At 41.4% G+C, this 24,410-nt stretch carries 25 protein-coding genes; 8 read left to right on the top strand and 17 right to left on the bottom strand.

The window, feature by feature from the left end; translation table 11 throughout:
- Positions 1 to 62: 62 nt before the first annotated feature.
- From EW142_RS08550 to EW142_RS08535, 4 genes are all read right to left on the bottom strand, one after another.
- Positions 63 to 476: a response regulator transcription factor gene (locus tag EW142_RS08550; RefSeq protein WP_130612700.1), complete on the bottom strand. Its 414-nt coding sequence runs from the start codon at positions 474 to 476 to the stop codon at positions 63 to 65.
- Positions 460 to 2,304, bottom strand: coding sequence for a PAS domain-containing sensor histidine kinase (locus EW142_RS08545; protein WP_240740188.1), 1,845 nt, complete (start codon positions 2,302 to 2,304; stop codon positions 460 to 462). Before EW142_RS08545 ends, EW142_RS08550 begins: the two co-directional genes overlap by 17 nt.
- 169 nt (positions 2,305 to 2,473) lie before the next feature.
- The gene (gene coaD / locus EW142_RS08540) at positions 2,474 to 2,932 is read right to left on the bottom strand and encodes a pantetheine-phosphate adenylyltransferase (RefSeq protein ID WP_130612695.1); all 459 of its coding nucleotides are present in this window, start codon (positions 2,930 to 2,932) and stop codon (positions 2,474 to 2,476) included.
- 32 nt (positions 2,933 to 2,964) lie between these two features.
- Positions 2,965 to 3,939 carry a D-alanine--D-alanine ligase gene (locus EW142_RS08535; RefSeq protein WP_130612692.1) on the bottom strand — a complete coding sequence of 325 codons (975 nt, stop codon included), beginning with the start codon at positions 3,937 to 3,939 and terminating at the stop codon, positions 2,965 to 2,967.
- Between the two features lie 78 nt (positions 3,940 to 4,017).
- Here EW142_RS08535 and EW142_RS08530 point away from each other — a divergent pair, with 78 nt between their 5' ends.
- From EW142_RS08530 to EW142_RS08510, 5 genes are all read left to right on the top strand, one after another.
- Positions 4,018 to 4,605 (top strand): PASTA domain-containing protein, encoded by a 588-nt coding sequence (locus tag EW142_RS08530; protein ID WP_130615630.1) that lies wholly within the window; start codon positions 4,018 to 4,020, stop codon positions 4,603 to 4,605.
- 2 nt (positions 4,606 to 4,607) lie between these two features.
- Positions 4,608 to 5,636, top strand: a complete 1,029-nt coding sequence (locus tag EW142_RS08525) for an RluA family pseudouridine synthase (RefSeq protein WP_130612689.1) — start codon at positions 4,608 to 4,610, stop codon at positions 5,634 to 5,636.
- Positions 5,637 to 5,724: 88 nt separating this feature from the next.
- Complete coding sequence (gene yaaA / locus EW142_RS08520) at positions 5,725 to 6,486, top strand: peroxide stress protein YaaA (protein ID WP_130612686.1); 762 nt, start codon at positions 5,725 to 5,727, stop codon at positions 6,484 to 6,486.
- A 17-nt stretch (positions 6,487 to 6,503) separates the two neighbouring features.
- The gene (locus EW142_RS08515) at positions 6,504 to 7,172 is read left to right on the top strand and encodes a uracil-DNA glycosylase family protein (protein WP_130612683.1); all 669 of its coding nucleotides are present in this window, start codon (positions 6,504 to 6,506) and stop codon (positions 7,170 to 7,172) included.
- 149 nt (positions 7,173 to 7,321) lie between these two features.
- On the top strand, positions 7,322 to 9,868 hold the full coding sequence (locus EW142_RS08510) for a phosphoenolpyruvate carboxylase (protein ID WP_130612680.1): 2,547 nt from the start codon (positions 7,322 to 7,324) through the stop codon (positions 9,866 to 9,868).
- Between the two features lie 21 nt (positions 9,869 to 9,889).
- Here the strand turns inward: EW142_RS08510 and EW142_RS08505 are convergent, their stop codons facing one another.
- Positions 9,890 to 10,966, bottom strand: coding sequence for a DUF418 domain-containing protein (locus tag EW142_RS08505; protein WP_130612677.1), 1,077 nt, complete (start codon positions 10,964 to 10,966; stop codon positions 9,890 to 9,892).
- Between the two features lie 105 nt (positions 10,967 to 11,071).
- Positions 11,072 to 12,079 (bottom strand): aldo/keto reductase, encoded by a 1,008-nt coding sequence (locus EW142_RS08500; protein ID WP_130612674.1) that lies wholly within the window; start codon positions 12,077 to 12,079, stop codon positions 11,072 to 11,074.
- Between the two features lie 118 nt (positions 12,080 to 12,197).
- On the opposite strand from EW142_RS08500, the gene EW142_RS08495 reads away from it, so the two are divergent.
- Positions 12,198 to 13,064: a helix-turn-helix domain-containing protein gene (locus EW142_RS08495; protein WP_130612671.1), complete on the top strand. Its 867-nt coding sequence runs from the start codon at positions 12,198 to 12,200 to the stop codon at positions 13,062 to 13,064.
- Positions 13,065 to 13,095: 31 nt separating this feature from the next.
- On the opposite strand, the gene EW142_RS08490 is transcribed toward EW142_RS08495, so the two are convergent.
- The 11 genes from EW142_RS08490 to EW142_RS08440 form a co-directional block, all read right to left on the bottom strand.
- The gene (locus tag EW142_RS08490) at positions 13,096 to 14,592 is read right to left on the bottom strand and encodes a M20/M25/M40 family metallo-hydrolase (protein ID WP_130612668.1); all 1,497 of its coding nucleotides are present in this window, start codon (positions 14,590 to 14,592) and stop codon (positions 13,096 to 13,098) included.
- 32 nt (positions 14,593 to 14,624) lie between these two features.
- Entirely contained in the window at positions 14,625 to 15,392 is a 768-nt protein-coding gene (gene trpA / locus EW142_RS08485; RefSeq protein WP_130612665.1) for a tryptophan synthase subunit alpha, read from the bottom strand.
- Positions 15,393 to 15,430: 38 nt separating this feature from the next.
- On the bottom strand, positions 15,431 to 16,615 hold the full coding sequence (trpB, locus tag EW142_RS08480) for a tryptophan synthase subunit beta (protein ID WP_130612663.1): 1,185 nt from the start codon (positions 16,613 to 16,615) through the stop codon (positions 15,431 to 15,433).
- Entirely contained in the window at positions 16,612 to 17,325 is a 714-nt protein-coding gene (locus EW142_RS08475; protein WP_130612660.1) for a phosphoribosylanthranilate isomerase, read from the bottom strand. The genes trpB and EW142_RS08475 overlap by 4 nt, the downstream gene beginning before the upstream one ends.
- 90 nt (positions 17,326 to 17,415) lie before the next feature.
- Positions 17,416 to 18,201, bottom strand: a complete 786-nt coding sequence (gene trpC, locus EW142_RS08470) for an indole-3-glycerol phosphate synthase TrpC (RefSeq protein ID WP_130612657.1) — start codon at positions 18,199 to 18,201, stop codon at positions 17,416 to 17,418.
- Positions 18,198 to 19,193, bottom strand: coding sequence for an anthranilate phosphoribosyltransferase (gene trpD / locus EW142_RS08465; RefSeq protein ID WP_130612654.1), 996 nt, complete (start codon positions 19,191 to 19,193; stop codon positions 18,198 to 18,200). The genes trpC and trpD overlap by 4 nt, the downstream gene beginning before the upstream one ends.
- Positions 19,174 to 19,755, bottom strand: a complete 582-nt coding sequence (locus EW142_RS08460) for an anthranilate synthase component II (RefSeq protein ID WP_130612651.1) — start codon at positions 19,753 to 19,755, stop codon at positions 19,174 to 19,176. The genes trpD and EW142_RS08460 overlap by 20 nt, the downstream gene beginning before the upstream one ends.
- A 2-nt stretch (positions 19,756 to 19,757) precedes the next feature.
- Positions 19,758 to 21,155 carry an anthranilate synthase component I family protein gene (locus EW142_RS08455; protein ID WP_130612648.1) on the bottom strand — a complete coding sequence of 466 codons (1,398 nt, stop codon included), beginning with the start codon at positions 21,153 to 21,155 and terminating at the stop codon, positions 19,758 to 19,760.
- A 234-nt stretch (positions 21,156 to 21,389) separates the two neighbouring features.
- Positions 21,390 to 21,965: a YceI family protein gene (locus tag EW142_RS08450; RefSeq protein WP_130612645.1), complete on the bottom strand. Its 576-nt coding sequence runs from the start codon at positions 21,963 to 21,965 to the stop codon at positions 21,390 to 21,392.
- Positions 21,966 to 22,004: 39 nt separating this feature from the next.
- Positions 22,005 to 22,637: an NAD(P)H-dependent oxidoreductase gene (locus EW142_RS08445; protein WP_130612642.1), complete on the bottom strand. Its 633-nt coding sequence runs from the start codon at positions 22,635 to 22,637 to the stop codon at positions 22,005 to 22,007.
- A gap of 1 nt (position 22,638) precedes the next feature.
- Complete coding sequence (locus EW142_RS08440; protein WP_130612640.1) at positions 22,639 to 23,085, bottom strand: MarR family winged helix-turn-helix transcriptional regulator; 447 nt, start codon at positions 23,083 to 23,085, stop codon at positions 22,639 to 22,641.
- A 133-nt stretch (positions 23,086 to 23,218) separates the two neighbouring features.
- On the opposite strand from EW142_RS08440, the gene EW142_RS08435 reads away from it, so the two are divergent.
- Positions 23,219 to 23,773 (top strand): TlpA family protein disulfide reductase, encoded by a 555-nt coding sequence (locus EW142_RS08435; protein WP_130612636.1) that lies wholly within the window; start codon positions 23,219 to 23,221, stop codon positions 23,771 to 23,773.
- A gap of 6 nt (positions 23,774 to 23,779) precedes the next feature.
- Positions 23,780 to 24,397, top strand: a complete 618-nt coding sequence (locus EW142_RS08430) for a thioredoxin family protein (RefSeq protein ID WP_130612633.1) — start codon at positions 23,780 to 23,782, stop codon at positions 24,395 to 24,397.
- Positions 24,398 to 24,410: the final 13 nt, after the last annotated feature.

Genomic DNA, 24,410 nt, shown 5'->3' with positions numbered 1-24,410 from the left:
ATTTTTATTTAAAAGGTAGTTTGTACGCTACCTCCGAAAATCAAAAATAGGGAATATAATATTTAAGAAGCTAAGTTGATTCTTTTCAAATCTGTGGGTTCAATGCTGAAAATAGGCTTGTTCTTATAGTTAAGATAGTGTAAGCAATTGATTCTAAACTTATTCCATCGTTGATAATCCGAAGTGTCAATAGAGGAAGTCACCACATTAATGATGATTTTCTCTTTGATGTCCAATTTCAATAATTCTTCCAGAAACTCCCATCCATCCATAATGGGCATATTAATGTCCAAAAAGATTACCTCAGGAGGTTGAATTCCCTTCCTAAGTTCATCCATAATTTGATCTAGGGCGAGTTTCCCGTTTTCAAAGGTCTTCACATTTGGACACTCCACGATGGTTTTCAACATTTTCTTTATGCCAAAAACGGTTATGGGATCGTCATCAATTATGTAAATGCTATTGAGTTTGGTCATTGAAGTTTACCTTAAACGTAGAACCCTTTCCTACCTCGCTTGTTACAGTAATGTTTCCGTCCATGGCCTCAATTTGATTTTTTATGATGTAAAGGCCCAAACCTCTTGCATCTTTATTGTCATGGAAGGTTTTGTACATCCCAAAAAGTTTATCCCCATAACGTTTTAAATCTATCCCGAGGCCATTGTCACTTATTGAAAACACAATAAATCCATCCTGTTTTTGTGCACTGATAACAATTTTGGGTGCCCTATCAAGAGCCCGATATTTGACGGCATTGGTCATCAAATTCAGAATGATACTCTCTAGATAGGCAGGAACGCTGAGGACATTGAGCTTCTTGTCAACAGACTTGATTACCGTAACACCACATTTCTCTAAAAATGCCGATAGGTTTTGTTGCACACGCTCAATACTGCTAAGGAGGTTTATGGATTTTTTATCCAAGTTTACGTTGGTACTGATATCCACAACTTCATTCAAATTTTCAAGAGTGTCCATGAGGTTGTCCGAAGCAAAAAGCAACATTTTCATGATTCGGGTTTTTTCTTTCTCGTCATTTTCCTTGGAAAGAAAATCCAGAAGCATAGAAAAATTGGCACTGTGCGATCTTAGGTTGTGAGAAACAATGTGTGCAAAATTGATAAGCTTTTTGTTTTGTATGGCCGTAACATTGATAAGATTTCGCAGCTGTTCTTCCTTTTGTTTGAGGTTGGAAATGTCCAAGCTCATACCGATGAGACCGTATGCATTCCCATCCAAATCCAAAAGAGGGATTTTTGAGGTTAAAAAATGAGTGATACTCCCATCTTTGCGAACATTTATGGTTTCCTGGGCCAACATGGGTTTTAAGGTGCGTATCACCTCTAAATCCTCATCTCTTGATTTTTGTGCCACATTTGGGTCGTATAGGTCAAAATCGGTTTTTCCAATCAGTTGTTTGGCATCGACTTCCAAATAGTCGCATTCTGCCTTGTTGACCAATATCTTCCTTGAATCCTTGTCTTTTATAAAGACATTTATGGGAAGGTTGTCTATCAAGGTGGTCAACAAACGTTCGCTTTCGCGGGTTCTTTTTTCGGCCAGCATTTGTTCGTTGATATCTTGAAAGGTGCCAAAAATCTTAATGATTTTTCCAGCTTGGGTAATGGCTTTACCTCCTGCAGCCACCCATCTTTCTTCACCTTTTTTGGTGATGATTTGTAATCTTTCATTAAAGGACCCTCCTTCACTCATTAAATTGTGAAAGAGCATAGAAATTTTGTTTCTACTATACCCTTGTTTATAAAATTCTATGGCCTCGGCTACCGAAGGTTTGTAGTCAGTGGGAACTTGGTGTATTTTCTTGGTCATCTCGCACCACGAGAGTTTTTCGGTAACTAGGTCGTACTCCCAACTGCCAATTTTAGCCACTTCTGAGGTTGCATTGAGCAGATTGTTCATTCTTTCCAGTTCTGCATCTTTTTCAACATCTTCCGAAATATCGCGAACTTGGATAATAGTTCCCTGTGCATTTTTCTTTTGGTCGAGCCAGGGAGCAAAGATGCTTTCGAGCCACACCTGTTTGTCACCGATGTTTTTACCATGGCGTATGGTTCGAACATCATTTCCCACCAAGTATTGTTGGAGAATCTCTTTGGAACACCTTTCGTGACCTTCATAAAAGTCAAAAATTGGCACTTTTGATTTTTTGGACTGAGGGATACCAAATAAGGCATACCAATCATCGGATGCTTGAACCAAGGCAAAATCCGAGTTCACTAAAGCTGTGGCTGCTGGAAGTTGTTGAATAGGATATGGAATAAGTCCTGCTTGGGAAGTCTTCAAAATTGAGGTTAAGATTTAGGATATGTTAAGAAATTTCTTACTAAATTAAAAGTAATGCTCTTACATGAGTATTTAATGTTGTGAAGGACCCAAAACCTGTTGTTTTTGGGTTAAAATGCGGGGTTTTGTAGTCGAAAATTCGAAATCTTGGGGTGAATGGTGGTTGATTCTAGGAGCTGACCCTTACGGTTTCTGGTACCAAGCCTGTATAATCCCCGCCGTTCCGGATCACATCCCTTACGATGGAAGAACTGATGTAAGATTTTCCAGAAGAAGTCAATAAGAAGACCGTTTCTATCTCCGAAAGTTTTCGATTGGTATGCGCTATGGCTTTTTCGAATTCAAAGTCAGCAGGATTCCTGAGGCCTCTAAGGATAAAATCGGCCCCTACCTTTTTGCAAAAATCAACGGTCAACCCTTGGTAGGTGACTACTTTTATTTTGGGCTCGTCCTTAAACGCCTCTTCAATAAAGCGGGTCCTCTCTTCCAAGGTGAACATATATTGCTTGTCGGCGTTTATTCCAATGGCGATAAGCAGTTCATCAAATAGTGTGACCCCTCTTTTTATAATATCATAGTGGCCAAGGGTTAAGGGGTCAAAGGAACCAGGGAAAATTGCACGCCTCATTAGTGGAAAGTTTGTCTAAAAATACAGATTTTCTAACGTAACGCTTCTTCAATGGCACTATCGAACAATTCTTCGAGGCCAATACCAGCGACCTGTGCTTGTTGGGGCAATATACTCTCTTCGGTAAGTCCGGGTGTGGTATTTACTTCCAACAGATAGGGTTCATCCTCCAACAGTATAAATTCACTGCGGGTATAACCCTTTAAACCTAGGGTTTTGTAAATCTTCTCGGCAAGCTGGACTACATTTTTTTCTTGCGTAGCTGTTATTCTGGCTGGGGTAATCTCTTGGGATTGGCCCAGATATTTGGCGTTGTAATCGAAAAAATCGTTTTCTGAAACAATTTCCGTCAAGGGGAGTACTTTTACTTTACCCTTATAGGTAATCACCCCCACAGAAACCTCCGTCCCCTCCAAAAAGGATTCGATAAGCACCTGATCATCTTCTTGAAAGGATTTTTGAACCGCTTTTTCCAAATCCTCTTCCTTGTAGACTTTGGAAATGCCATAACTACTGCCTGCCCTATTGGCTTTTACAAAACAGGGTAATCCTACTTTTTTGATGATTTCCCCTGTATTGATAGCATCACCCGAATTTAGGTAATGCGATTTTGCACATTTGATGCCATAAGGTTTAAGCGTGCTCAGCAAATCGCGCTTGTTGAAAGTCAAGGCTGCTTGATAATGATCGCAACTCGTTTGGGGAATACCCAGAAGTTCAAAATAAGCCTGCATTAAACCATCCTCCCCTGGGGTACCATGAATAGCATTGAATACACAATCAAAATGAATTTTTGACCCATCAACAATTACGCTAAAATCTGATTTGTCTATCGGATGCTCTTGCTCTGTGTCATCCCAATAAACCCATTTTTCTTTTGTGATATGAACCCTAAAAATCTGATATTTTTCGCGGCTTAGATGTCGATAAACTACATTGCCACTTTTTATGGAAATATCATGTTCACTAGAGTGGCCGCCCATTATAATGGCGATGTTCTTTTTCATCCGGTTGTCGAATATGGCGATTCCAAAGTAAAGAAAAAAGCTGCGGCTTTCCTATATTTGTTCCTTCAAGAACAGCGCATGAAACATTTTCTGAGCTTTTTAAAAAGCAAGGTTTTCCTTTTGCAATTGGGCCTTGCCTTAGTGGCCACAATACTTATTTGCTATTTGTTATTGCAGTGGCTGAAGGGTTCTACGAACCACGGTGAGTTTGTGGAGGTGCCCGATTTTTCAAAAATGTCGGTCATGGAAATGCGGAAGGCAGTAGAGGATGCTGGGCTGCGTTATCAAGTATTGGATTCCTCGAATTACAATCCCGAATATCCGCGATTTTCCATACTGGAACAGGACCCGCCTGCAGGAAACAAGGTAAAGGCCAATCGAAAAATTTATTTTACCGTAAATCCCTCAGGATATAAAAAAGTGACCGTACCCGATATTATTCAGGTGACACAGCGCAATGCCTCCTCTATGCTACGCGCCGTAGGATTGGATGTACAGCGCGTCACCTATATCGATGAGCTTGGTAGGGATATGGTATATCGGTTGCGACATAAAGGAAAATATATTAAGCCCGGCGACAAATTGCCCAAAACCTCGAAAATCGAATTGATTTGTGGCAATGGAACCGTTCCCGAAAAGGCAAGGGTTCAGGCTGATTCGCAATAAGGATGGAAGCTTCTGAAAATTCCGATTTATCCCAAGATGAACTTTTTGAACATTATCGCTTTGTGGCGGCCAAGGGTCAAGAACCCTTAAGGGTTGACAAGTTCTTAATGAACTTTATTGAGAATGCCACCCGAAATAAAATTCAACAGGCCGCCAAACAGGGCCATATTTGGGTAAATGAGGTCATTGTAAAACAAAATTACCGTGTAAAAGCTGGCGACGAGGTCAAGGTGATGTTCGAGCACCCACCCTATGAGTTTTTGTTGACTCCAGAGGACATTCCCCTTAATATAGTGTATGAGGATGATACACTTTTGGTTGTCAACAAACCAGCGGGAATGGTGGTTCATCCCGGGCATGGAAATTATTCCGGAACCTTGATCAATGCTTTGGTGTACCACTTTGATAATCTCCCAAACAACAGTTCGGATAGGCCCGGTTTGGTCCATCGTATCGATAAGGATACGTCTGGACTTTTGGTAATCGCCAAAACCGAATCGGCAATGACCCATTTGGCAAAACAGTTTTTTGAAAAGAGTAGTGAACGTGAATATGTAGCCTTGGTTTGGGGCAACGTCGAAGAAGACGAAGGAACTGTCGAGGGACACATTGGAAGGAACCCTAAAAATCGCCTTCAAATGACCGTTTTCCCTGAAGGGGAACAAGGAAAGGAGGCCATTACACATTACAGGGTTCTGGAACGATTGGGGTATGTTACCCTCTTGTCCTGTAGGTTGGAAACAGGGCGTACACACCAGATCAGGGTGCACATGAAGCACATTGGCCATACGCTTTTTAATGATGAACGTTACGGAGGGGATAAAATATTGAAGGGTACTACGTTTACGAAATACAAGCAATTTGTGGACAATGCCTTTAAGGTGTTGCCCAGACAAGCGCTGCATGCCAAAACCTTGGGCTTTGTGCATCCCAAGACCGGGAAGCAGATGCAATTTAACTCAGAATTGCCTCAAGATATGGTGGATTGTATTGAAAAGTGGCGCAATTATGCAAAGCACAAAGAGCAATAGGTTTCTTCAATTTCGATATTGAAAACACTTTTTGGCCTTCGTGGAAAAAGTCAGTTTTCCTGTTTACTTTTACTAAAAATATGCACGTATGAAAATTGTAATTTCACCGGCAAAGTCCTTGGATTTTGAAACCCAGCTTCCGACTGCTAGGTTCAGCGAACCGATGTTTTTGGAACAATCCCAGAAACTCAACTCCGTTTTGGTAAAGAAAAAGCCCAAGGCCCTGGCTAAATTGATGTCGATTTCTGACAATCTTGCTGAACTCAATTGGGAGCGAAACCAACAATTTTCAGTTCCGTTTACCCCAGAAAATGCACGCCCTGCCGTATATGCTTTTAATGGAGATGTATATCAAGGTCTTAACGCTTATACCATTCCAGAGGAAAAGCTGGATGATTTACAGGGAACCCTTCGAGTTCTTTCGGGACTTTATGGGATTTTAAGGCCATTGGACTTAATTCAACCCTATCGCCTTGAAATGGGGACAGCTTTAAAAGTGGGCAGAAAGAAGAATCTTTATGAATTCTGGAAAAAGGAGTTGACCCAATTTTTGAACGAAGAAATGGAGGAAGGAGAGCTTTTTGTAAACTTGGCCAGTAACGAATATTTTGGGGCGATTGATGAAAAAACACTTAAGGCCCCTGTCATCACACCCATTTTTAAGGATTGGAAGAATGATAACCTAAAGGTTATCAGTTTTTTTGCTAAAAAAGCTCGAGGTTCCATGGTACGTTATATTTTGGATACCGATGCCAAGACTATGGACGATATAAAAGGTTTCAACTACGATGGGTATTTGTTCAGTCAAGAACACACCCTTAAGCCGAACCAACCCGTTTTTGTTCGATAGCATTCAATTTGTATCCTGTGTTTTTACACAAACATCCTTACAAACCCTTTCTATTTCCTGAAGCGACCAAGATTATTGTCGGCACCTTACCACCCCCAAGATTCAGTACCGGCGAGCTAAGGGAAGAGGATGTTGATTTTTGTTATGGAAGTTGTAATGGTCTATTGTGGCCAATTCTGGATAAAATCTTTGGATTACAGCTCAAATATGAAACCACCAACGAAGCTGCCCAACAAAGGAAGAATTTTCTGCTGAAGCATAAAATTGGAGTATGCGATATTGTAGAAAGTGCAGAACGGGAAAAAGTGGATGCCAGTGATTTGGGTATGCAAAATGCGAAACTGCGCAATATCATTGGCTATCTTCAAAAATATAAACAAATCGATACCCTATTGTTCACTGGCGGGAACAGCAAAAATGGACCTGAATACTTCTTCCGAAGGCATATAAAGCCATTCAATGTTCAATTGGAAACCGTTTCCAATGAAATCCCAAGAATTTATCGGTTCCAACTTCCCGAGACCAAAAGGGTGATAAGAACAGTTTCGCTCACCGCACCTTCAGGGGCTGCCAACCGTGCCATTGGCAGTCTCGAATACTATAAAAAAGCCAAAGCGAAAAATCCGGCCTATACCACTTTTGATTTTCGAGTGGAACAATACCGGAGTTTTTTTGAAGTCTCCTAGAATTCTTTAAAAAGAACGACGGTCCACCGCAAAGCTGTTAGTTTTATTGATTCGGCTCAACAAATTGTTATTTGAATGCCTTTAACTGGGCAAATATGGGTTTTATGCCGATATTTAGCGAGCTAAAATGCCTATCAAGAAGCAACAACATGCAGCAGCTAAAACGATTAGAAGAGTTTAAAAAATCGGTAACCAACAAGTTCAATATTTATAACAGTCTGTTTTTGAACTTGCCGTACCGAGATATTGAAAATGTGGGCATCTTGGTCCCAATATTAATGGACCAATGTGAGAAAGGACTACAAGCGGGTAAAAAGCCGCAGGAAATACTGGATACCTTCTTCAAGAATTTTACCGACATCACCGACGAAAAAGGCCGACTGGACTTCATGTTCAAAATTATACAGTATGTGGAGCGACAAGTGGTTTTGTACGATAGTGTTGAGGACTCCGCTTTCCCAAGACTACAGAAATATACCAACTCCATGTCGATTCGAGATTATTTTGAGTTGGTGGACCAGAACAAGAATTGGGATAAGATTGCCAAAAAACTATCAAGTTTTAGTGCAAGAATTGTCTTGACCGCCCACCCCACCCAGTTTTATACACCTTCTGTTCTCGATATTATTGCAGAACTGGGTAGACTCATAGATGAGGACAAGGTCAACGAAATTGATATTACTCTGCAGCAATTGGGGCTTACTTCCCTGGTAAATACCAAGAAACCTACACCTTTGGATGAGGCCAAAAATATCATCCACATTCTGCGCCATACCTACTATGATGCTGTAGGAGAACTTTTTAAATATGTAAAAAGCAACATTCGAGACGAGGAGTTTGCGAATTACGACATTATCAAATTAGGATTTTGGCCGGGTGGCGACCGTGATGGCAATCCCTTTGTTACGGCAGAAATTACCATGCAGGTGGCCGACGAACTCCGTACTACTTTGATGAAGTGTTATTATAACGAATTAAAGGAGTTACGGAGAAAGTTGACCTTTAAATCAATACAAACACCCTTATTGGAGCTGAGTGGAGCACTTTATCGAGCCATGTTCGACTTTAGTTTTATCATTGGCCATCAGGAAATACTGTCTAAATTGACCGAGATACGGGAAATTTTGGTTTCCGACTTCCATGGTCTTTATTTAGATGAGTTGGATACCTTGATCAATAAAGTCCGCATCTTCAAATCCCATTTTGCTACCCTCGATATTCGACAGGACCACAGTAAGCATCACTTGGTGGTGGAGAACGTTCTAAAGAAAGAAGGAGCCATCCAAGAAAGTTTGGACGAGTTGTCCCAAGAAGAGTTGATAACATGGCTTCTTGAAAAAGAAATTTCATTGAACCCGAGCGACTTTACCGAAGAAATCGTTCAAGATACCATTGCCAATATTCAGCAATTAAAAGAGATTCAATTAAAGAACGGAGAAGAGGGTTGTAACCGATACATTATCAGTAATTCGGAAGATATCTTTTCAGTTCTTTTTGTATTCGGACTATTTCGTTGGTGCGGATGGAAAGCTGAGGAAATATCCTTCGATATAATTCCGCTATTTGAGACCATGAAGGGAATGGACGCTTCCGAAACTGTAATGCAAACCCTTTTTAATACCCCGGTATACCGAGAGCATCTTGCACGAAGGGACGACACCCATACCATAATGCTTGGTTTTTCGGATGGTACTAAAGATGGAGGATATCTCAAGGCAAATTGGTCAATTTTAAAAACGAAAGAGACTTTGAGCAAAGTCTGCAAAAAGAATGGGATAAAAGCGATTTTCTTTGATGGTCGAGGAGGACCTCCTGCACGTGGAGGTGGAAAGACGCACCGATTCTATGCTGCGCAGACCAAAGATGTAGCGAATCATGAAATTCAATTGACCATACAGGGCCAAACGATAACCAGCACCTATGGCACTAAAGAACAATTCATTCATAACGCGGAACAGCTGCTTACAGCGGGATTGAGCAACAACCTTTTTGGAAAGGAACATGTGATATCAGCAGCACAGCGCAAGTTGATAGAAGAACTGTCTGAGTTAAGTTTTGATAAGTATACGGCTCTAAAAGAACATAAAAAGTTTATTCCTTATTTGGAACACCGAAGTACATTGAAGTACTACACCAAGGCCAACATTGGAAGTCGCCCAGGTAAACGAGGAAACAAAAAACAATTGGAATTATCAGACCTGAGGGCCATTTCCTTTGTAGGTTCGTGGAGCCAATTGAAACAAAACGTTCCTGGATACTTTGGGATTGGAACGGCTATTCAAACCCTTAAAGATCAAGGCAAGCTCAAAGAAGTTAAAAACCTTTACAAAGAAGTGCCTTTTTTCAGAGCTCTTATGCACAATAGCATGATGTCATTGGCAAAGACCAATTTCGGATTGACCAGCTATATGAAAGAGGACCCTGAATTTGGTGAATTTTGGAATGTTCTGCATGATGAATATGAGCTTTCCAAGAAGCTTTTGCTCGAAATTTCGGGCTCTTCCATTTTAATGGAAGACGAAGCGGTCTCTAGGGAATCGGTATTGATTCGAGAAAAAATTGTATTGCCCTTGTTGGTCATCCAGCAAAATGCACTGTTCCATGTCTCACAAGAGTCCGATTTCAAGGAGATCTATGAAAAAATAATTACCCGTTCGTTATACGGTAACATTAATGCGAGCAGGAATTCAGCGTAGTTAGGATATACGTAAGAATACTTAGTCGGTTATCTTTCGCATTATTCCTTCCAGCGGGCCGATGGGCTTATATTTCGTCCATAGGATGGCGAATGCGATACATGCTCCACTGAATATTAGGGCATAGCCTGTTGAAAACTCAATTGAATAATTTCCCATACGCTTTTGCCCCAAAAAATAGATAGGGAGCATACCAATCACTACATGTGCCACATAGAATGTCAAGGCCAATTGCCCTGTTTTTTTCAGGGCATTGATTATGGGGTTACTTCTTAGTTTCTTAGCTATTAGTATGCAAACTGAAATTATAAAAATGGCGAAACTACTTCCGGAAATCATATAGATTGGTAAAGGGGGCATGGGACTGGTTCCCAAAGCATACTGCAATTCTTGATGAGTTTCCACGCTTCCTTCAGAAAGCATCAAAATGAGAAGTTTTGATAAGGCAATCATAAACACAAAAAGACCAAAACTTAGCCAAGCCGATTTTACCAAAAACTTAGTGTTTCTTAAATCATATCTTCCAAACCAGAGGCCAATCAACATGAAGGCAGACCAGGGGACAACGGGATGGAATCCATTGTACATAAGATTGGAAACAAACCCGGAAGGGGTCCAAAAATTTACGTATTCGTAAGTCTTGTAATCCCAATTCAAGTCATAGTTGAAAACCAGCATGAGCACTGGGAACAAGACAACCAAAAAAGTGGCCAACCCAAATACTTTCCCTCTACGGGATGTCAGCACCAACAAGGTAATAAGCATGTATACTCCATAAAAATGAAGTATGTCCGCAGGCCAAATGGGAAGATAGGCAAGGCCCACAACGAATAGGAACAATGACCTTTTTAACAGACGGGATTTGATTTTTTTTAATTTTTCAGAATTCTCACCCTTTATTGCAGATTTGGAAAGAAAGGCAATCCCAATACCCGCAAGAACTACAAATGTTGCTGCTGCCTTGCCCTCGAGTAGACTGAGAATGAACTTTAAGGATGAACTTCCCTTGTCCCCAAACGCTACTTTAAAGTTCACCAAAATCATTCCAATGACGGCAAGGGCACGCGCTACGTCTATTCCAATAATTCTTTCTTTCATTTATGGGGCTATTTGGTTGCTTATCGCTCCAAATTAGTAAACTGTTACCCAGCTTTGTTACAAAAAACCCAAAAGAATCGTAGTAGGTTTTATACAAGCACATTGCTACAAAGGCCTTTTTCCATAAGCCTCAATCATGCGATAGGGATATAACTCCTCCAAGGCACTAGTTTGGTCCAAAGCTTGAATTTCTTCTGCGGACAGTTGAATGCGACTAGCTTTCAAATTGTCCTTTAGTTGGTCTAAGGTTCTCGCTCCCAGAATTACAGAAGAAACTACCTTCTTGGAAAGTATCCAGGCAATGGCAATTTGGGTAGGGGTGCAATTATGTTTTTCCGAAAGCTCTTGTACAACATCGATAATTCTCCAATTTTTTTCAGTGCTACGCCGCTCCCAGGATTCTTCGGTATCTTCACCTGTGGAAGCAATTCTTCCATCAGTAGGACCTTCTTTCCTGTATTTCCCGGTCAAAAACCCTCCTCCCAAGGGTCCCCATGGCACCAATCCCAAACCTTCACTTTCCATAAAATCGAAGAATTCATATTCAATATCCCTTTTCACTAAACTGTATTGGTACTGGGCCGCTACAAAATAATTTTGGTTGAGTTGATGACATAAGCCTTGGGCCTTCATGGCCTGCCATGCTTTAAAGTTTGATAGGCCCAAATACCGCACCTTTCCACTTTGTACCAAGTCTTCCAAAGCACGTAGTGTCTCTTCCAAAGGAGTTAAAGGATCCCAACAATGGAGATAAAGCAAATCGAGGTGGTCCGTATTCAGACGCTTTAAAGAATCGTTCACCCCTTTTATGATATGCCATCTTGAAAGTCCGGCAGAATTGATGTTTTCTCCCATTGGAAATCGGACTTTGGTCGCAATCAAGGCTTGGTCACGTCTTCCCTTTAAAGCCTCTCCAATAATTTCTTCTGAAATGCCACCAGCATATACATCGGCTGTATCCAGATGATTTCCGCCCTCTCCCAAATAATGGTCTACAAGTTGCAAAGCTTCTTTTTTTGGGGTCGCCCTTCCGGAGCTCTCTCCAAAAAGCATGGTGCCCAAAGTTAATTCACTTGTGATCAATCCGCTTTTACCTAGTGTTTTATATCGCATGAGATTTAGTTTTGTAGAAGTCAAATTTCCGACGATTCCCCGTAAACAAATTCCATTTTTTGTTCCAATAAATCCTTTAATTTGTCTAATTTACTTCCAATACTGGTTAAATTAGCATATGAAAAAGGCAAGTCTACAACGTATCTCTTCTCTTGAAAATGCTTCGGTACATGCTTTTCACTTTAAAACTCAAGGATATCGGGGGGGAGGATTTTGGCATTATCATCCTGCATATGAGATTGTCTATCTGCCAGCTGGAAATGGAAGAAGATTTGTGGGGAATACCATAACACGATTTGCAGATGGAGACCTGGTGCTCTTAGGGGCTGATCTGCCCCATAATTGTTTTAGCGCTGGTTTTGAGTCGGAGGTATTTGAAGAATATGTTGTTCAATTCGAGGGAGAGAAAATTCAGCAAATGGGACTGTATTTTAGTGAGTTCCGGAAAGTGTTGGGACTATTGCAAGACGCCTCGCGGGGACTCTATTTTGAAAGACCTGCATTACAGAAGATTGGTAAGGAACTGATAAAGTTACCTCGATTGAACCAAACAGAGCGGTTACTGGTGTTGTTTCGAGTATTGAAATTAATGTCGGAATCGAAGTATGGCTTTTTGAGCGAAAAACAGCATCTCCCAGTGTCTTCCCTTAATTTGGAACGTGTCAGAAAGGTCTATGCGCGGATTGAAAAGGAATACCATCGAAACCTTAGTAGCAATGAGGTGGCGCGTGAGCTAGGGATGACCCATAGTTCATTTTGTAGGGTTTTTGCAAAGAGTACGGGTACTACCTTTAAACAAGCATTGAGCGATGTTCGAATCCAGAAGGCATGTGATTTGCTGTTGCAGACTACCAATCCCATTAAGACCATTGCATTTGACAGTGGTTTTAACAGCATGTCCTTATTCCACAGATTATTTAAGGAAAAAATACAGTGTACGCCCAGTGGCTATCGGAAAAAATTCTCTAAGAGCGTTGAGGTTTGATGGAGTATCTATGCGTTTTGCTTGGGGTTTATTAGTCTATTGAACTACTCAAAACTCCATAAAAAGCTTGGATACCATAAGCCAACTGACCAATTCGGAGATTTTCGTTTGGGCTATGTTGGTTATTGTCAGGGTTGACCATAGGTACAATAAAAGCCGGGATTTTCAACTCATTGATGAATGGGGCAATGGGAACAGTTCCACCCATTATCCTAATTCGTACCACTTCTTCTTGAAAGGTTTTCTTAAGCACCTCTTGCAAGAACTTTCCGTATGGATTATCCAAATCCGTTCGAAAAGCATCGGTAACACTACCTTCGCTCACAGTAACAATTTTGTCATGGACCATACGCTCCTCTTTGGAAGGCGTATGGTTTAAGATGTGGTAGCCTTGTTCTGAAATGTGGTTTTTAACTAATTCTTTTAATCGACCTCCATCCGTTTCCGGAACCAATCGCAAATCCAATTCTGCCGTGGCACTTTCAGGAATAATGGTTCTTGCATTTTTTCCAATCCAACCAGAACCAAGCCCTCGGATATTTAGCGAAGGATATTGCAAGGCTTCCTGATAAAAATTGCCTACCTCTTCGTGTGATTTGAATTGGAGCTTCTGCGAAATTTCCGAATCGCTATCGGGAACACTTTTCAGCGTCGCCATTACGGTTTCGTCCAAAGTAATACCATCATAATACCCAGGTATGGTCACCCGTCCGTCCTTATCCTTCATAGAAGATAAAAGTTGCGCCAACTGAAACCCAGGATTCGGCGCATAATTACCATAATGACCACTATGCTGCGGTTTATAGGGGCCATGTGTTGTTATGGTAAGCGAAGTTATGCCGCGACACCCAAAAATTAAGGTCGGCTTTCCTGATGGATGTACCGGGCCGTCGGTGATCATTAAAAAATCAGCTTCGAGCAAATCGCGATATTGTTTCACCGCTTTTGGTAAGGGCTTGCTGCTTTTTTCTTCTTCTCCGTCCAAAATGACCTTCACATTGAATGGTATTTCCTTTCCTTCCTTGTTCAGAAGGTCGATGGCGTTCAAAAACATTACAATTGGACCTTTGTCGTCAGAGGTTGAACGTCCAAAAAGGCGCCAATTGTAATCAATATCATCCTTCAATTCTTCAAACGGAACTGTTTCAAAACCATCCTCATCGGGTTTTTTCAGAACAACTTGGTAAGGACTGGGTTGATTCCATTTTGAGGGATCTACGGACTGGCCATCAAAATGCATATAAATCAAAACAGTGGGCTTAGTGTCATCTACAGGAAGTGCTGCAAAAAACAAGGGAAGATTCTCGGTCTCCAGTTCTGCGGTATTAAAACCTCTTTCCCCGAACTTTCGCTTTAACCAAATAAGATTGTCATCAATATCATCTGCATTGAGGGCATCATTGGGAATGGCAACAAAATCCTGCAGTTCCTCAATGGATTTGGCAACTTGGGACTTTAGGGTCAACGAATCTTGGGCATGGACAAAAAAGGAAGTCATTAGACCTGTCCAGAGAAGCCATTTTTTCATAGCGTGTTTTTAGGGTTGTTTTGGACCTGAATTTAGCGAATTTGACCGACAAAATCCGAAATGGACCCCACTCCTTTTGCGGTCAAGTGTTTTATGAATGCCGAACCGATAATGGCGCCCTTGGTATTCTCCGTAGCCTGCTGAAATGTGCTTGCATTGCTGATACCAAATCCGACAATTTGCTGATTCTTGAGTCCCATGTTGGAAATTCGTTCAAAATAGGCTTTTTGCTCCTCGCCAAAACCTTTTTTGGCACCTGTGGTACTGGCCGAACTGACCATGTAAATGAACCCATCAGAGGCATCATCGATGGCTCTAATTCGCTTTTCACTGGTTTGGGGGGTGATGAGAAAAACATTGATTAAACCATATTCTTCGAAAATAGCTTGGTATTCTTCCTGGTAAACGTCCAAAGGTAAATCGGGCATAATGATGCCGTCGATTCCAATTTCAAAACATTTTTTACAGAAGTCCTCCACGCCATATTGCAACATGGGATTGAAATAGCCCATCAAAATCAATGGAATGGAAACTGTATTTCGGATATCCTTAAGCTGTTCGAACAACAGTTCGGTATGCATGCCATTTTTGAGTGCCTGTGTTGAACTATCCTGAATGGTAGGGCCGTCGGCCAAAGGATCGCTAAAAGGCAAGCCAATTTCAATCATGTCCACCCCATTTTTTTCCAAATCTTGGATGATTCCAACAGTATCGTTGAGATTAGGGTAACCTGCTGTAAAATATATGGACAGAAGTTTTTTGCTCTCTTGAAGTTTTTGTTTTATTCGGTTTTCTTTCATTTCACTTAATTATTCTCACTACAGTGGGAATGACATGATTAAAGTTTGAAATAGTCAATGTAGGTCTGCAGGTCTTTGTCCCCGCGTCCCGATAGGTTGATAACCACAATATTGTCAGGCTTGAATTTTTTGTAATCGAAGATGGCAAAAGCATGGCTGGTCTCAATGGCCGGGATGATTCCTTCCAACTGCGACACCTCCAAACCAGCCGTCATTGCCTCATCATCGGTAATAGAAATGAATTCCCCACGACCCGATTTGAACAAGTGGGCATGCATAGGACCTACTCCTGGGTAGTCCAATCCTGCAGAAATAGAATAGGGTTCTGTGATTTGACCGTCATCTGTTTGCATGAGCAATGTTTTGCTACCATGGATGATACCAACTTTCCCAAGTGCTGAGGTAGCTGCGCTCTCACCAGAGTCGATGCCCCGACCAGCCGCTTCGACGGCTATAATGCCGACATCGGGATTATCCAGATAGTGGAAATACGCCCCGGCTGCATTACTTCCTCCTCCCACACAGGCGACTACATAATCGGGATTTTCACGTCCCTCTTTTTCCTTCAGTTGCCATTTAATTTCCTCGGAAATCACCGATTGAAACCGGGCAACCATATCTGGATAGGGGTGAGGTCCAACAACGGAACCTATAATATAATGGGTGTCCACTGGGTTGTTGATCCAATCGCGAATAGCTTCGTTGGTGGCATCCTTCAAAGTTTTGCTCCCCGAAAGCGCAGGACGTACCTCGGCCCCCAACATTTTCATTCTGGCCACATTGGGTGCCTGACGGGCAATATCGATTTCACCCATATACACCACACATTCAATACCCACCAAAGCGCATACCGTAGCGGTGGCCACCCCATGCTGACCAGCTCCAGTTTCGGCAATAATTCGATTTTTACCCAATTTTTTGGCCATTAAAATCTGACCGATGGTATTGTTTACCTTATGTGCGCCGGTGTGACATAAATCTTCCCGTTTGAGGTAGATTTTGGTTCCATATTTTTCTGAAAGCCGTTCGGCAAAATACAGTGGGGTGGGGCGCCCCACATAATCTTTAAGCAATTGATGGAACTCTTCCTGAAAGGAAGGGTCCACCATGATTCGCAGATAATTTTGACGAAGTTCCTCACAATTGGGATAGAGCATTTCAGGGATAAAGGCACCGCCAAATTCTCCATAATACCCTCTTTCATCAGCATGATATGTTTTCATGGATTCTCAGTTTTTATTGATTCGTTTTCAAATAGCAATTTTTTGAATGTTGATAGTTTTTCGATGTTCTTTAAGCCGGGTTTGGTTTCAAAACGGCTGTTGACATCAATGGCATGGCAATATGTTGATGCAGGACTTTCCAAAAAGAGCTTTAGTTTTTCGACTTCCTCCAGTCCAATGCCTCCACTCAGGAAAAAAGGTTTGGTGGAAGGATAGTCTACGAGGATGGACCAATCGAAAGTGTATCCATTACCACCAGGAAGTTTTCCCTTGGTATCAAAAAGAAAATAATCACAGACTTCCTCGTATGCGGTCAGAGTGGAAAAGTCGAATTCGTCTTTCATGGAGAACACTTTGATGATTTCCAATGGGTCATTCCGAACTTGCTGCCTCTTGGGTAAAGGAGGTTCTGGAACCCCATCATGAGATGCTGAAACGAGTTCAGCATGACGAAGTCTTTCACAATAGTCGGGGGTCTCGTTGCCATGCAACTGAACACCATCGAGATTGTACTTTTTGACTTTATCCCTTACCTCTTCCAGAGGTGCATCCACAAAAACACCAATTTTTTTGATGTTGGATGGTAGTTCGGGCATTCTCCCTTCAAAATAGCGTGAAGAAGGTTCCCAAAAAATAAAACCCAAGTAGTTGGGCTGAAGTTCAGCCACTTCCTTCGGATTGTATTTCATACCGCAAACTTTCAGTTTCATATTTCCAGTCCTTTGTCATTTCGAAATGAGCGAAGTGATTGAGAAATCCAATTTTTAGATTTCTCACATTCGTTCGAAATGACATTTTTGTTACTTTTCCAAACCCATTATAAACTTTTGTGCACTTAAGCCAGGATTATCTGTCTTCATAAAATTCTCTCCAATTAAAAACCCTTGGAAACCAAAAGGCCGTAATTCTTTTATAGCTTCAATACTGCCAATACCACTTTCGGATACCTTCACAAAATCATCGGGTATCTTGCTGGCCAGTAGCTTGCTGGTTTCTAAACTCACCTCAAAGTTCTTGAGATTTCTATTGTTCACGCCCAACATATCCAGGCTTGGCATCAAGGATTTTTCCAGTTCAGTGTCGTTATGCACTTCCAGCAAAACCTCAAGCCGAAGGGCCTTGGCCGTTTCCGAAAGGATTTTGATTTCACTTCGGGAAAGCACCGCTGCGATTAACAAAATTACATCCGCTCCATACGCTTTGGCTTCCAAAATTTGATATTCATCTATGATGAATTCTTTTCGTAGCAGGGGGATGTTTGTCGACGCCCTTGCTAACAGTAAATCATCCAAAGAACCACCAAAATACTTTCCATCAGTAAGCACCGACATACCACATACCCCAGCTTGCTCGTACCCTTCGGTTACATCCTCCACATTCAAACTATTATTAATGATAGATTTTGAAGGAGAACGCCGCTTATGCTCAGCTATAATGCCCGACCTACTTTTTCGCAACTGTTTGGCTAAAGAAAGGGTCTCTCTATCCATCATAACCGATTGCATCAACTGCGATGCCGGAATCAAAGATTTCTTCAATTCAACCTCTCTCCGCTTATCGGCTACTATTTTATCAAGAATGTTCATGCAACGCTTAACTTTTGTAAACTTTTAAGGGCTTTCAATCCCTTACCATTCAATAATGATTCCATGGCTTTTTCAAAACCTTCTTTTGGAGTTGTTCCATCAACTGTGGCTATAGCTACCCCGGCATTGGCACAAACTACGTTGTTCTGGGCTTCGGTACCCTTGCCTTGCAAAACATCCATAAATATTTTGGCGGAATCTGCTACATCGTCTCCACCAATAATTGCGTCTGCTGAAATATCGGAAACTCCAAAATCCGAGGGATTTAATATGCCTTCTGCATCGTTGGATATGGTTTTGGTAGCGCCGGTCAACGAAATTTCGTCATAGCCATCTAAGGCATGCAATACCGTAAACTTTTTATCGGTGTTTTGGTAGAGGTAACCGTACATACGGGCCAACTCCAAATTGAATACACCCACCATTTGGTTTTTGGGAAACGCCGGATTCACCATAGGACCTAGCATATTGAAAAAGGTTTTTACCGCCAGCTCCCTTCGAATAGGGGCCACATTTTTCATGGCGGGATGGAACAAAGGTGCGTGGAGCACACAAATTCCTGCTTGATCAATGGACTTTCTCAAAAAGTCGGCTTCATTGCTGAATTTAATGCCCAAAAACTCCATTACATTGCTACTGCCGCATTTGGAGGAAACTCCATAATTCCCATGTTTAGTGACTTTTACTCCAGCTCCAGCTGTCACAAAGGACGCCAAGGTGGAGATATTGAAAGTGTCCTTGCCATCCCCTCCGGTGCCACAAAGATCAATGGGATTGTATTCTGATAAATCCACGGCCAAACAAAGTTCAAGAAGTGCATCACGAAAACCTTCCAATTCCTCGATGGTTATACTTCGCATCATGTATACGGTCAAAAAGGCAGCAATCTGGGAAGTGTTGTAATCCCCCTTGGCGATGTTGACCAAAATTTGTTTCGCATCCTCTTTTGAAAGGATTTCGTGGTTAATGAGTCTATTCAGCGTTTCTTTCATTTTTCAACCAATTTTTTAGCATTTGTTTTCCGTGGGGTGTCAATACCGATTCAGGATGAAACTGTACGGCAGATACATCATAGGTCTTATGCCGAAGGGACATGATTTCCCCATTTTCATCCACCGAAGTTGCTTCGAGCTCCTCGGGCAAATCAGGATGGACCACCCAAGAGTGGTAACGTCCCACCTCAAGTTGTTTGGGCAAATCTTGATAGATAATATCCTCATCCAAAACCGTAATTGTCGTGGCTATGCCATGGTATACCTGGTCGAGGTTGACCAAGCTTCCCCCAAAAACTTCACCAATGGCCTGCTGACCCAAACAAACGCCAAAAATTCGCTTGGTGGGGGCATAGGTCTCAATAATTTGTTTGAGCAATCCTGCTTCATCCGGTATTCCGGGTCCTGGGGATAACACAATTTCATGAAAGGGTTCCACCTCGTCCAAGGTGAGTTGATCGTTTCGTTTTACGGTGACTTCACAGTCCAAATCCTCAAGGTAGTGCACCAGATTGTATGTGAAACTATCATAATTGTCAATCATCAAAATCTTTCGTCCCATAATCAGATAGTTTCTGCAATTTCGAGGGCCTTGGTAAGTGCCCCCAGTTTATTATAAGTCTCTTGCAATTCTGTTTCTGGGTCAGAGGCTGCAACCAATCCCGCTCCTGCTTGGTAATGTAACTTATGATTCTTGCTCAAAAAAGTGCGAATCATAATGGCATGGTTGAAATTGCCTTCAAAATCCATAAAACCAATGGCCCCACCGTAATACGAACGGCTGGTTTCCTCATATTTTTCAATAAGTTGCATGGCCATATGTTTGGGTGCCCCGCTAAGAGTACCTGCGGGAAAGGTATCGGCCACTACCTTCATGGTCGGAATGTCCTTTTTCTTTTGGCCAGAGACCTTAGATACCAAATGAATGACATGGGAGAAGTATTGCACTTCCCGATACGTCTCAACATTGACGGCATTTCCATTTCGGCTCAAATCGTTTCTTGCCAGATCAACCAGCATCACATGTTCGCTATTTTCTTTGTCATCCAGAGCTAGTTTTTTGGCAAGTTCGGCATCTTGTTCGTCGCTACCGGTTCTTTTATACGTACCGGCAATAGGATGAATTTCTGCTTTGCCTTCCTTCACAATCAACTGTGCTTCTGGGGAGCTTCCGAAAATTTTAAAATCCCCGTAATCAAAATAAAAAAGATAGGGGGAGGGGTTTATAGAGCGAAGTGCCCGGTATACATTAAAGTCGTCGCCTTTGAAATTTTGGGTAAACCTACGGGAGAGCACCAACTGAAAAACATCGCCTCGCTGACAATGTTTTTTGGCCAACTCAACATGTTCTTTATAGTTCTCATCTTTTAAGTTCGATTCAGGATTGCCTTCCTTGGTAAAATTATATGAGGCAAAATTTCTGGAGTTAAGCAATTGTTCAATTTCATGTACGTTGCTTTCCTGATCATAGCAATGTGCAAAGATGTAGGCTTCATTTTTAAAATGGTTGATCGCTATAATGTTTTGATAAATGGCATAATAGATATCAGGAATTTGGATGGAATTCTTTTTTTTGGCAATCTCAACATCTTCAAAGTAGCGTACCGCGTCATAGGCCATATACCCAAAAAGTCCTTTATTGATGAATTTGAAGCCGTTGTTATCCGTTTCAAAGTTTTGGGCAAAATCATGTATGGTTTCGGTAACATCGGTAGTGCCTCTTATGGGCAATACGTCACTACTGCCATTGGGAAAAGACTGGGTCACCTGTTCGTTCTCCACTTTTATGGACGCAATGGGATTACAACAGATATAGGAAAAACTGTTGTCGTTGGCATGGTAGTCGCTACTTTCCAGAAGAATGCTATTCGGGTACTTGTCCCGGATTTTTAAATAAACACTTACCGGTGTAATGGTATCGGCCAAGATTTTTTTGTAGTGTGTATGAAGTTTGTATTTCATTTCAATATGCTGAATTAAAAAAGGCTTGTCGTGATGACAAGCCTCTTATATGTTCATAATGGGGACTATCTCACGATTTTCGACGTAAGCTAATCCACCACCAAGTATTTACTGTTGTTGCATTCATTGCATCAAATATAGAAAGGAAAATGAAATTCACAAACTTTGCCTTTAAAATAAAAATCCCGCCTAGAAAGTACTAGGCAGGATTCCCAAACACTAAACTAGCGCTGATTACATCTGCAAATCAACAACCAAATCAAATTCGTCATATATGGTTTTGTCGCCCAAGTTGTCAAAGAAACTTCCTGAGCCATACTTTACGTCGTAATTGGTACGATCAACTTTCAAAGTTGCAGTAGCTTTACTGCCGTAAATGGATACATCAAAAGTCACAGGCTTGGTGATACCTTTAATGGTAAGGTTACCTGTTACTTTGTATGAGTTTTTTCCACTGGCTTCCACATTTGTAAAAACCAATGATGATGTTGGGTTGGAGGCCGTAGAGAAAAAATCGTCAGAGTTCAAGTGACCATCCAATTTGTTCTTATAGTCTCCTGTAAGATCTGTGGTGTTGATAGTGGTCATGTCTACTACAAACTCGCCACCGGTCAATTTATCACCGTCGAATTCCAAAGCTCCAGACTTAAGAGCAATGGTCCCCGTGTGTGATCCTGTTACTTTGTAAGCTTTCCAGGTTACCGTGCTTTCGTCGGCTTTAACTTCTTTTTTTTCTCCGTCCACCGGATTTGCCAATGCATAGCTTCCAAAAACTAGGGTTAGGGCCAAGGTAAAAATGCTTCTTTTCATGATTGTGAGATTAAAATTGTAATGATTGTTTTTAACTATTTATATATGTGTGAATAATTCTTCTTTGGAGTATCTGACTTTTGCGAAATGCTGGGTTTGGTCTTCTTCCGATCGGTAACCGATGGGAAGCACTACCGCCGTTCTCAGGCTTTTGTCCTTTAAGCCCAATATTTCATCATACGGGTCGGCTTCAAAACCTTCCATGGGGCATGTATCTATTTCCAAGGTGGCAGCAGCTGTCATCACGTTCCCCAGAGCGATATATACTTGCTTGGCTGTCCAAACGTCTTTAGATTCAACAGGTAGATCTAGAAGCTTCGATTTCATAAAATCGCCATAGCCTTTCAAATTTTCCATATCCATGCCCCGGGTTGAACTTACATTTTGCAAGTAGTCGTCCACGAGCTCGCTTCCAAATTCGGCCTTGTTTGCAAAAACCAATAGATGGGAAGCATCTACCACTTGTGTTTGGTTCCAAGAAACCGGTTGTAGTTTTTTCCGAATTTCCATGTCGGTAATTACAAAAACATGATAGGGTTGAAGTCCATAGGAGGAGGGACTTAAACGGGCCGCTTCCAATAAGGTGTTCAAATCTTCGTCGGATACTTTTTTTGTGTTGTCAAACTTTTTGGTGGCATACCGCCAGTTCAGTGTGTCAATAATTGTATTCATCTTAAAATTTATCAAGTAATGTGTTCAATGTTTTTAATTCAGTTTGTGAAAGATTGGAGACGGCTTCGTTTTCGGCTTTGCTCACGGCTTTGTCCATTTGTGAAAGCACTTCAAGCCCAAGGTCGGTGATCAATATCTCCACCTTACGTCTATTGGACTCACAGATTTGCCTACTCACATATCCCTTTACCAACAATTTATCAACCAATCGAGTGGTATTACTCATTTTCGTAACCATTCTTTCATTCAGCGTAGAAAGGTTGGCTGGTTGTCCTTTCTGTCCACGTAATATTCGAAGTACATTAAATTGTTGCAACGAGACCTCAAAAGGTTTTAGCGCACTGTTGATTTGTTCATTGACTTTATTGTGCACCAAAGTCATGTGTATCAATGTCCTGCTTTCCAAAGGAATTTTTTTGGAGGTCTTTATGATTTGTTCAACATTCATGTATTTACAATATTTGTATATACAAATGTATGTTAAATCATTTTCCGTGTAAAAATTAATGGCTATAAAGTTTTGTTAAAAAAAAGTCCTTGGGAGAAGCTTTATTTACCTTTAATCTGCTAAAATCCCGATAATGAAATACTTGCGGTTATCACTTGTTTTGTTTGCTACGCTACTCATTGGTTGTATCGGTAAATCCAAGGAAACCAAGGATAACGAATCAGATAGGGATGTCAGTCAAAATTTGGATCCTGCGGAAGAAGTTGCGGTCAAGTTCCCTGTTTATGATTTTGATGGATTTGAGCCGCTACTTCACAAGGACGATTCTTACACCTATATCGTTAATTTTTGGGCAACATGGTGCAAGCCCTGTATTAAAGAACTTCCCTACTTTGAACAAGTAAATGAAGAGTTCAAGGATAAAAACGTTAAGGTGCTACTGGTAAGTTTGGACATGCCCAATATGTGGAAATCCCGATTGGAACCATTTGTGGAAAAGAAAGGGATTCAATCGGAAGTGGTTATTTTGGATGACCCAAAACAAAACGACTGGATTCCCAAAGTGGCCGAAGAGTGGGGAGGGGGCATTCCGGCGACCCTTATATATAAGGGTAAGAAACGCAATTTTTACGAACAGGAGTTTACCTATGAAGAGTTGACTCAAGAACTACAGCAATTCATTAATTAAGAACATATGAAATCTATTAAAATTTTGGGCCTGCTGGTACTTTTTATGGCTACAGGTTCCTTTTCCACAGAAACCACTACCACTGATGAAGGATATGCAGTGGGTGATATCGCTGCCGACTTTTCTTTGAAGAACATTGACGGAAACATGGTCTCCTTATCCGATTTTGAGAATGCTAAGGGCTTTTTGGTGATTTTTACATGCAATACTTGCCCTTATGCTGTTAAATATGAAGACCGCATCATTGCCTTGGACACAAAATATAAGGCCCAAGGGGTACCCGTGATTGCGATCAATCCAAATAATCCTTCTGTGCAACCTGGCGACAGTTTTGAGAAAATGAAGGTGCGGGCCAAGGAAAAAGGATTCACTTTTCCCTATCTGCTGGATGAAGGTCAAAAAGTATTTCCGCAGTATGGTGCCACACGCACACCGCACGTTTACCTTTTGGAAAAAACAGACAAGGGCAATTTAGTGCGATATATTGGAGCCATTGACGACAATTACCAGAATGCCTCACAAGTGGACGACAAGTACGTGGAAAATGCGGTGGACGCAATGTTGGCCGGAAAAGAGATTGAGGTGACCAAAACCCGGGCGATTGGATGCTCCATAAAGGTTTAAAAAAAAGAATAAT

This window comes from Flagellimonas allohymeniacidonis (assembly GCF_004296335.1).
GTDB lineage: Bacteria > Bacteroidota > Bacteroidia > Flavobacteriales > Flavobacteriaceae > Flagellimonas > Flagellimonas allohymeniacidonis.
Note: the sequence above shows the minus strand (reverse complement) of the source record. Positions and strands in the feature narration are given on the sequence as shown.

Coding starts and splice junctions, on each gene's coding strand:
- EW142_RS08550 (WP_130612700.1), bottom strand. CDS start 476: ATGACCAAACTCAATAGCATTTACATAATTGATGACGATCCCATAACC.
- coaD (WP_130612695.1), bottom strand. CDS start 2,932: ATGAGGCGTGCAATTTTCCCTGGTTCCTTTGACCCCTTAACCCTTGGC.
- EW142_RS08535 (WP_130612692.1), bottom strand. CDS start 3,939: ATGAAAAAGAACATCGCCATTATAATGGGCGGCCACTCTAGTGAACAT.
- EW142_RS08530 (WP_130615630.1), top strand. CDS start 4,018: ATGAAACATTTTCTGAGCTTTTTAAAAAGCAAGGTTTTCCTTTTGCAA.
- EW142_RS08525 (WP_130612689.1), top strand. CDS start 4,608: ATGGAAGCTTCTGAAAATTCCGATTTATCCCAAGATGAACTTTTTGAA.
- yaaA (WP_130612686.1), top strand. CDS start 5,725: ATGAAAATTGTAATTTCACCGGCAAAGTCCTTGGATTTTGAAACCCAG.
- EW142_RS08510 (WP_130612680.1), top strand. CDS start 7,322: ATGCAGCAGCTAAAACGATTAGAAGAGTTTAAAAAATCGGTAACCAAC.
- EW142_RS08505 (WP_130612677.1), bottom strand. CDS start 10,966: ATGAAAGAAAGAATTATTGGAATAGACGTAGCGCGTGCCCTTGCCGTC.
- EW142_RS08500 (WP_130612674.1), bottom strand. CDS start 12,079: ATGCGATATAAAACACTAGGTAAAAGCGGATTGATCACAAGTGAATTA.
- EW142_RS08495 (WP_130612671.1), top strand. CDS start 12,198: ATGAAAAAGGCAAGTCTACAACGTATCTCTTCTCTTGAAAATGCTTCG.
- EW142_RS08490 (WP_130612668.1), bottom strand. CDS start 14,592: ATGAAAAAATGGCTTCTCTGGACAGGTCTAATGACTTCCTTTTTTGTC.
- trpA (WP_130612665.1), bottom strand. CDS start 15,392: ATGAAAGAAAACCGAATAAAACAAAAACTTCAAGAGAGCAAAAAACTT.
- trpB (WP_130612663.1), bottom strand. CDS start 16,615: ATGAAAACATATCATGCTGATGAAAGAGGGTATTATGGAGAATTTGGC.
- EW142_RS08475 (WP_130612660.1), bottom strand. CDS start 17,325: ATGAAACTGAAAGTTTGCGGTATGAAATACAATCCGAAGGAAGTGGCT.
- trpC (WP_130612657.1), bottom strand. CDS start 18,201: ATGAACATTCTTGATAAAATAGTAGCCGATAAGCGGAGAGAGGTTGAA.
- trpD (WP_130612654.1), bottom strand. CDS start 19,193: ATGAAAGAAACGCTGAATAGACTCATTAACCACGAAATCCTTTCAAAA.
- EW142_RS08460 (WP_130612651.1), bottom strand. CDS start 19,755: ATGGGACGAAAGATTTTGATGATTGACAATTATGATAGTTTCACATAC.
- EW142_RS08455 (WP_130612648.1), bottom strand. CDS start 21,155: ATGAAATACAAACTTCATACACACTACAAAAAAATCTTGGCCGATACC.
- EW142_RS08450 (WP_130612645.1), bottom strand. CDS start 21,965: ATGAAAAGAAGCATTTTTACCTTGGCCCTAACCCTAGTTTTTGGAAGC.
- EW142_RS08445 (WP_130612642.1), bottom strand. CDS start 22,637: ATGAATACAATTATTGACACACTGAACTGGCGGTATGCCACCAAAAAG.
- EW142_RS08440 (WP_130612640.1), bottom strand. CDS start 23,085: ATGAATGTTGAACAAATCATAAAGACCTCCAAAAAAATTCCTTTGGAA.
- EW142_RS08435 (WP_130612636.1), top strand. CDS start 23,219: ATGAAATACTTGCGGTTATCACTTGTTTTGTTTGCTACGCTACTCATT.
- EW142_RS08430 (WP_130612633.1), top strand. CDS start 23,780: ATGAAATCTATTAAAATTTTGGGCCTGCTGGTACTTTTTATGGCTACA.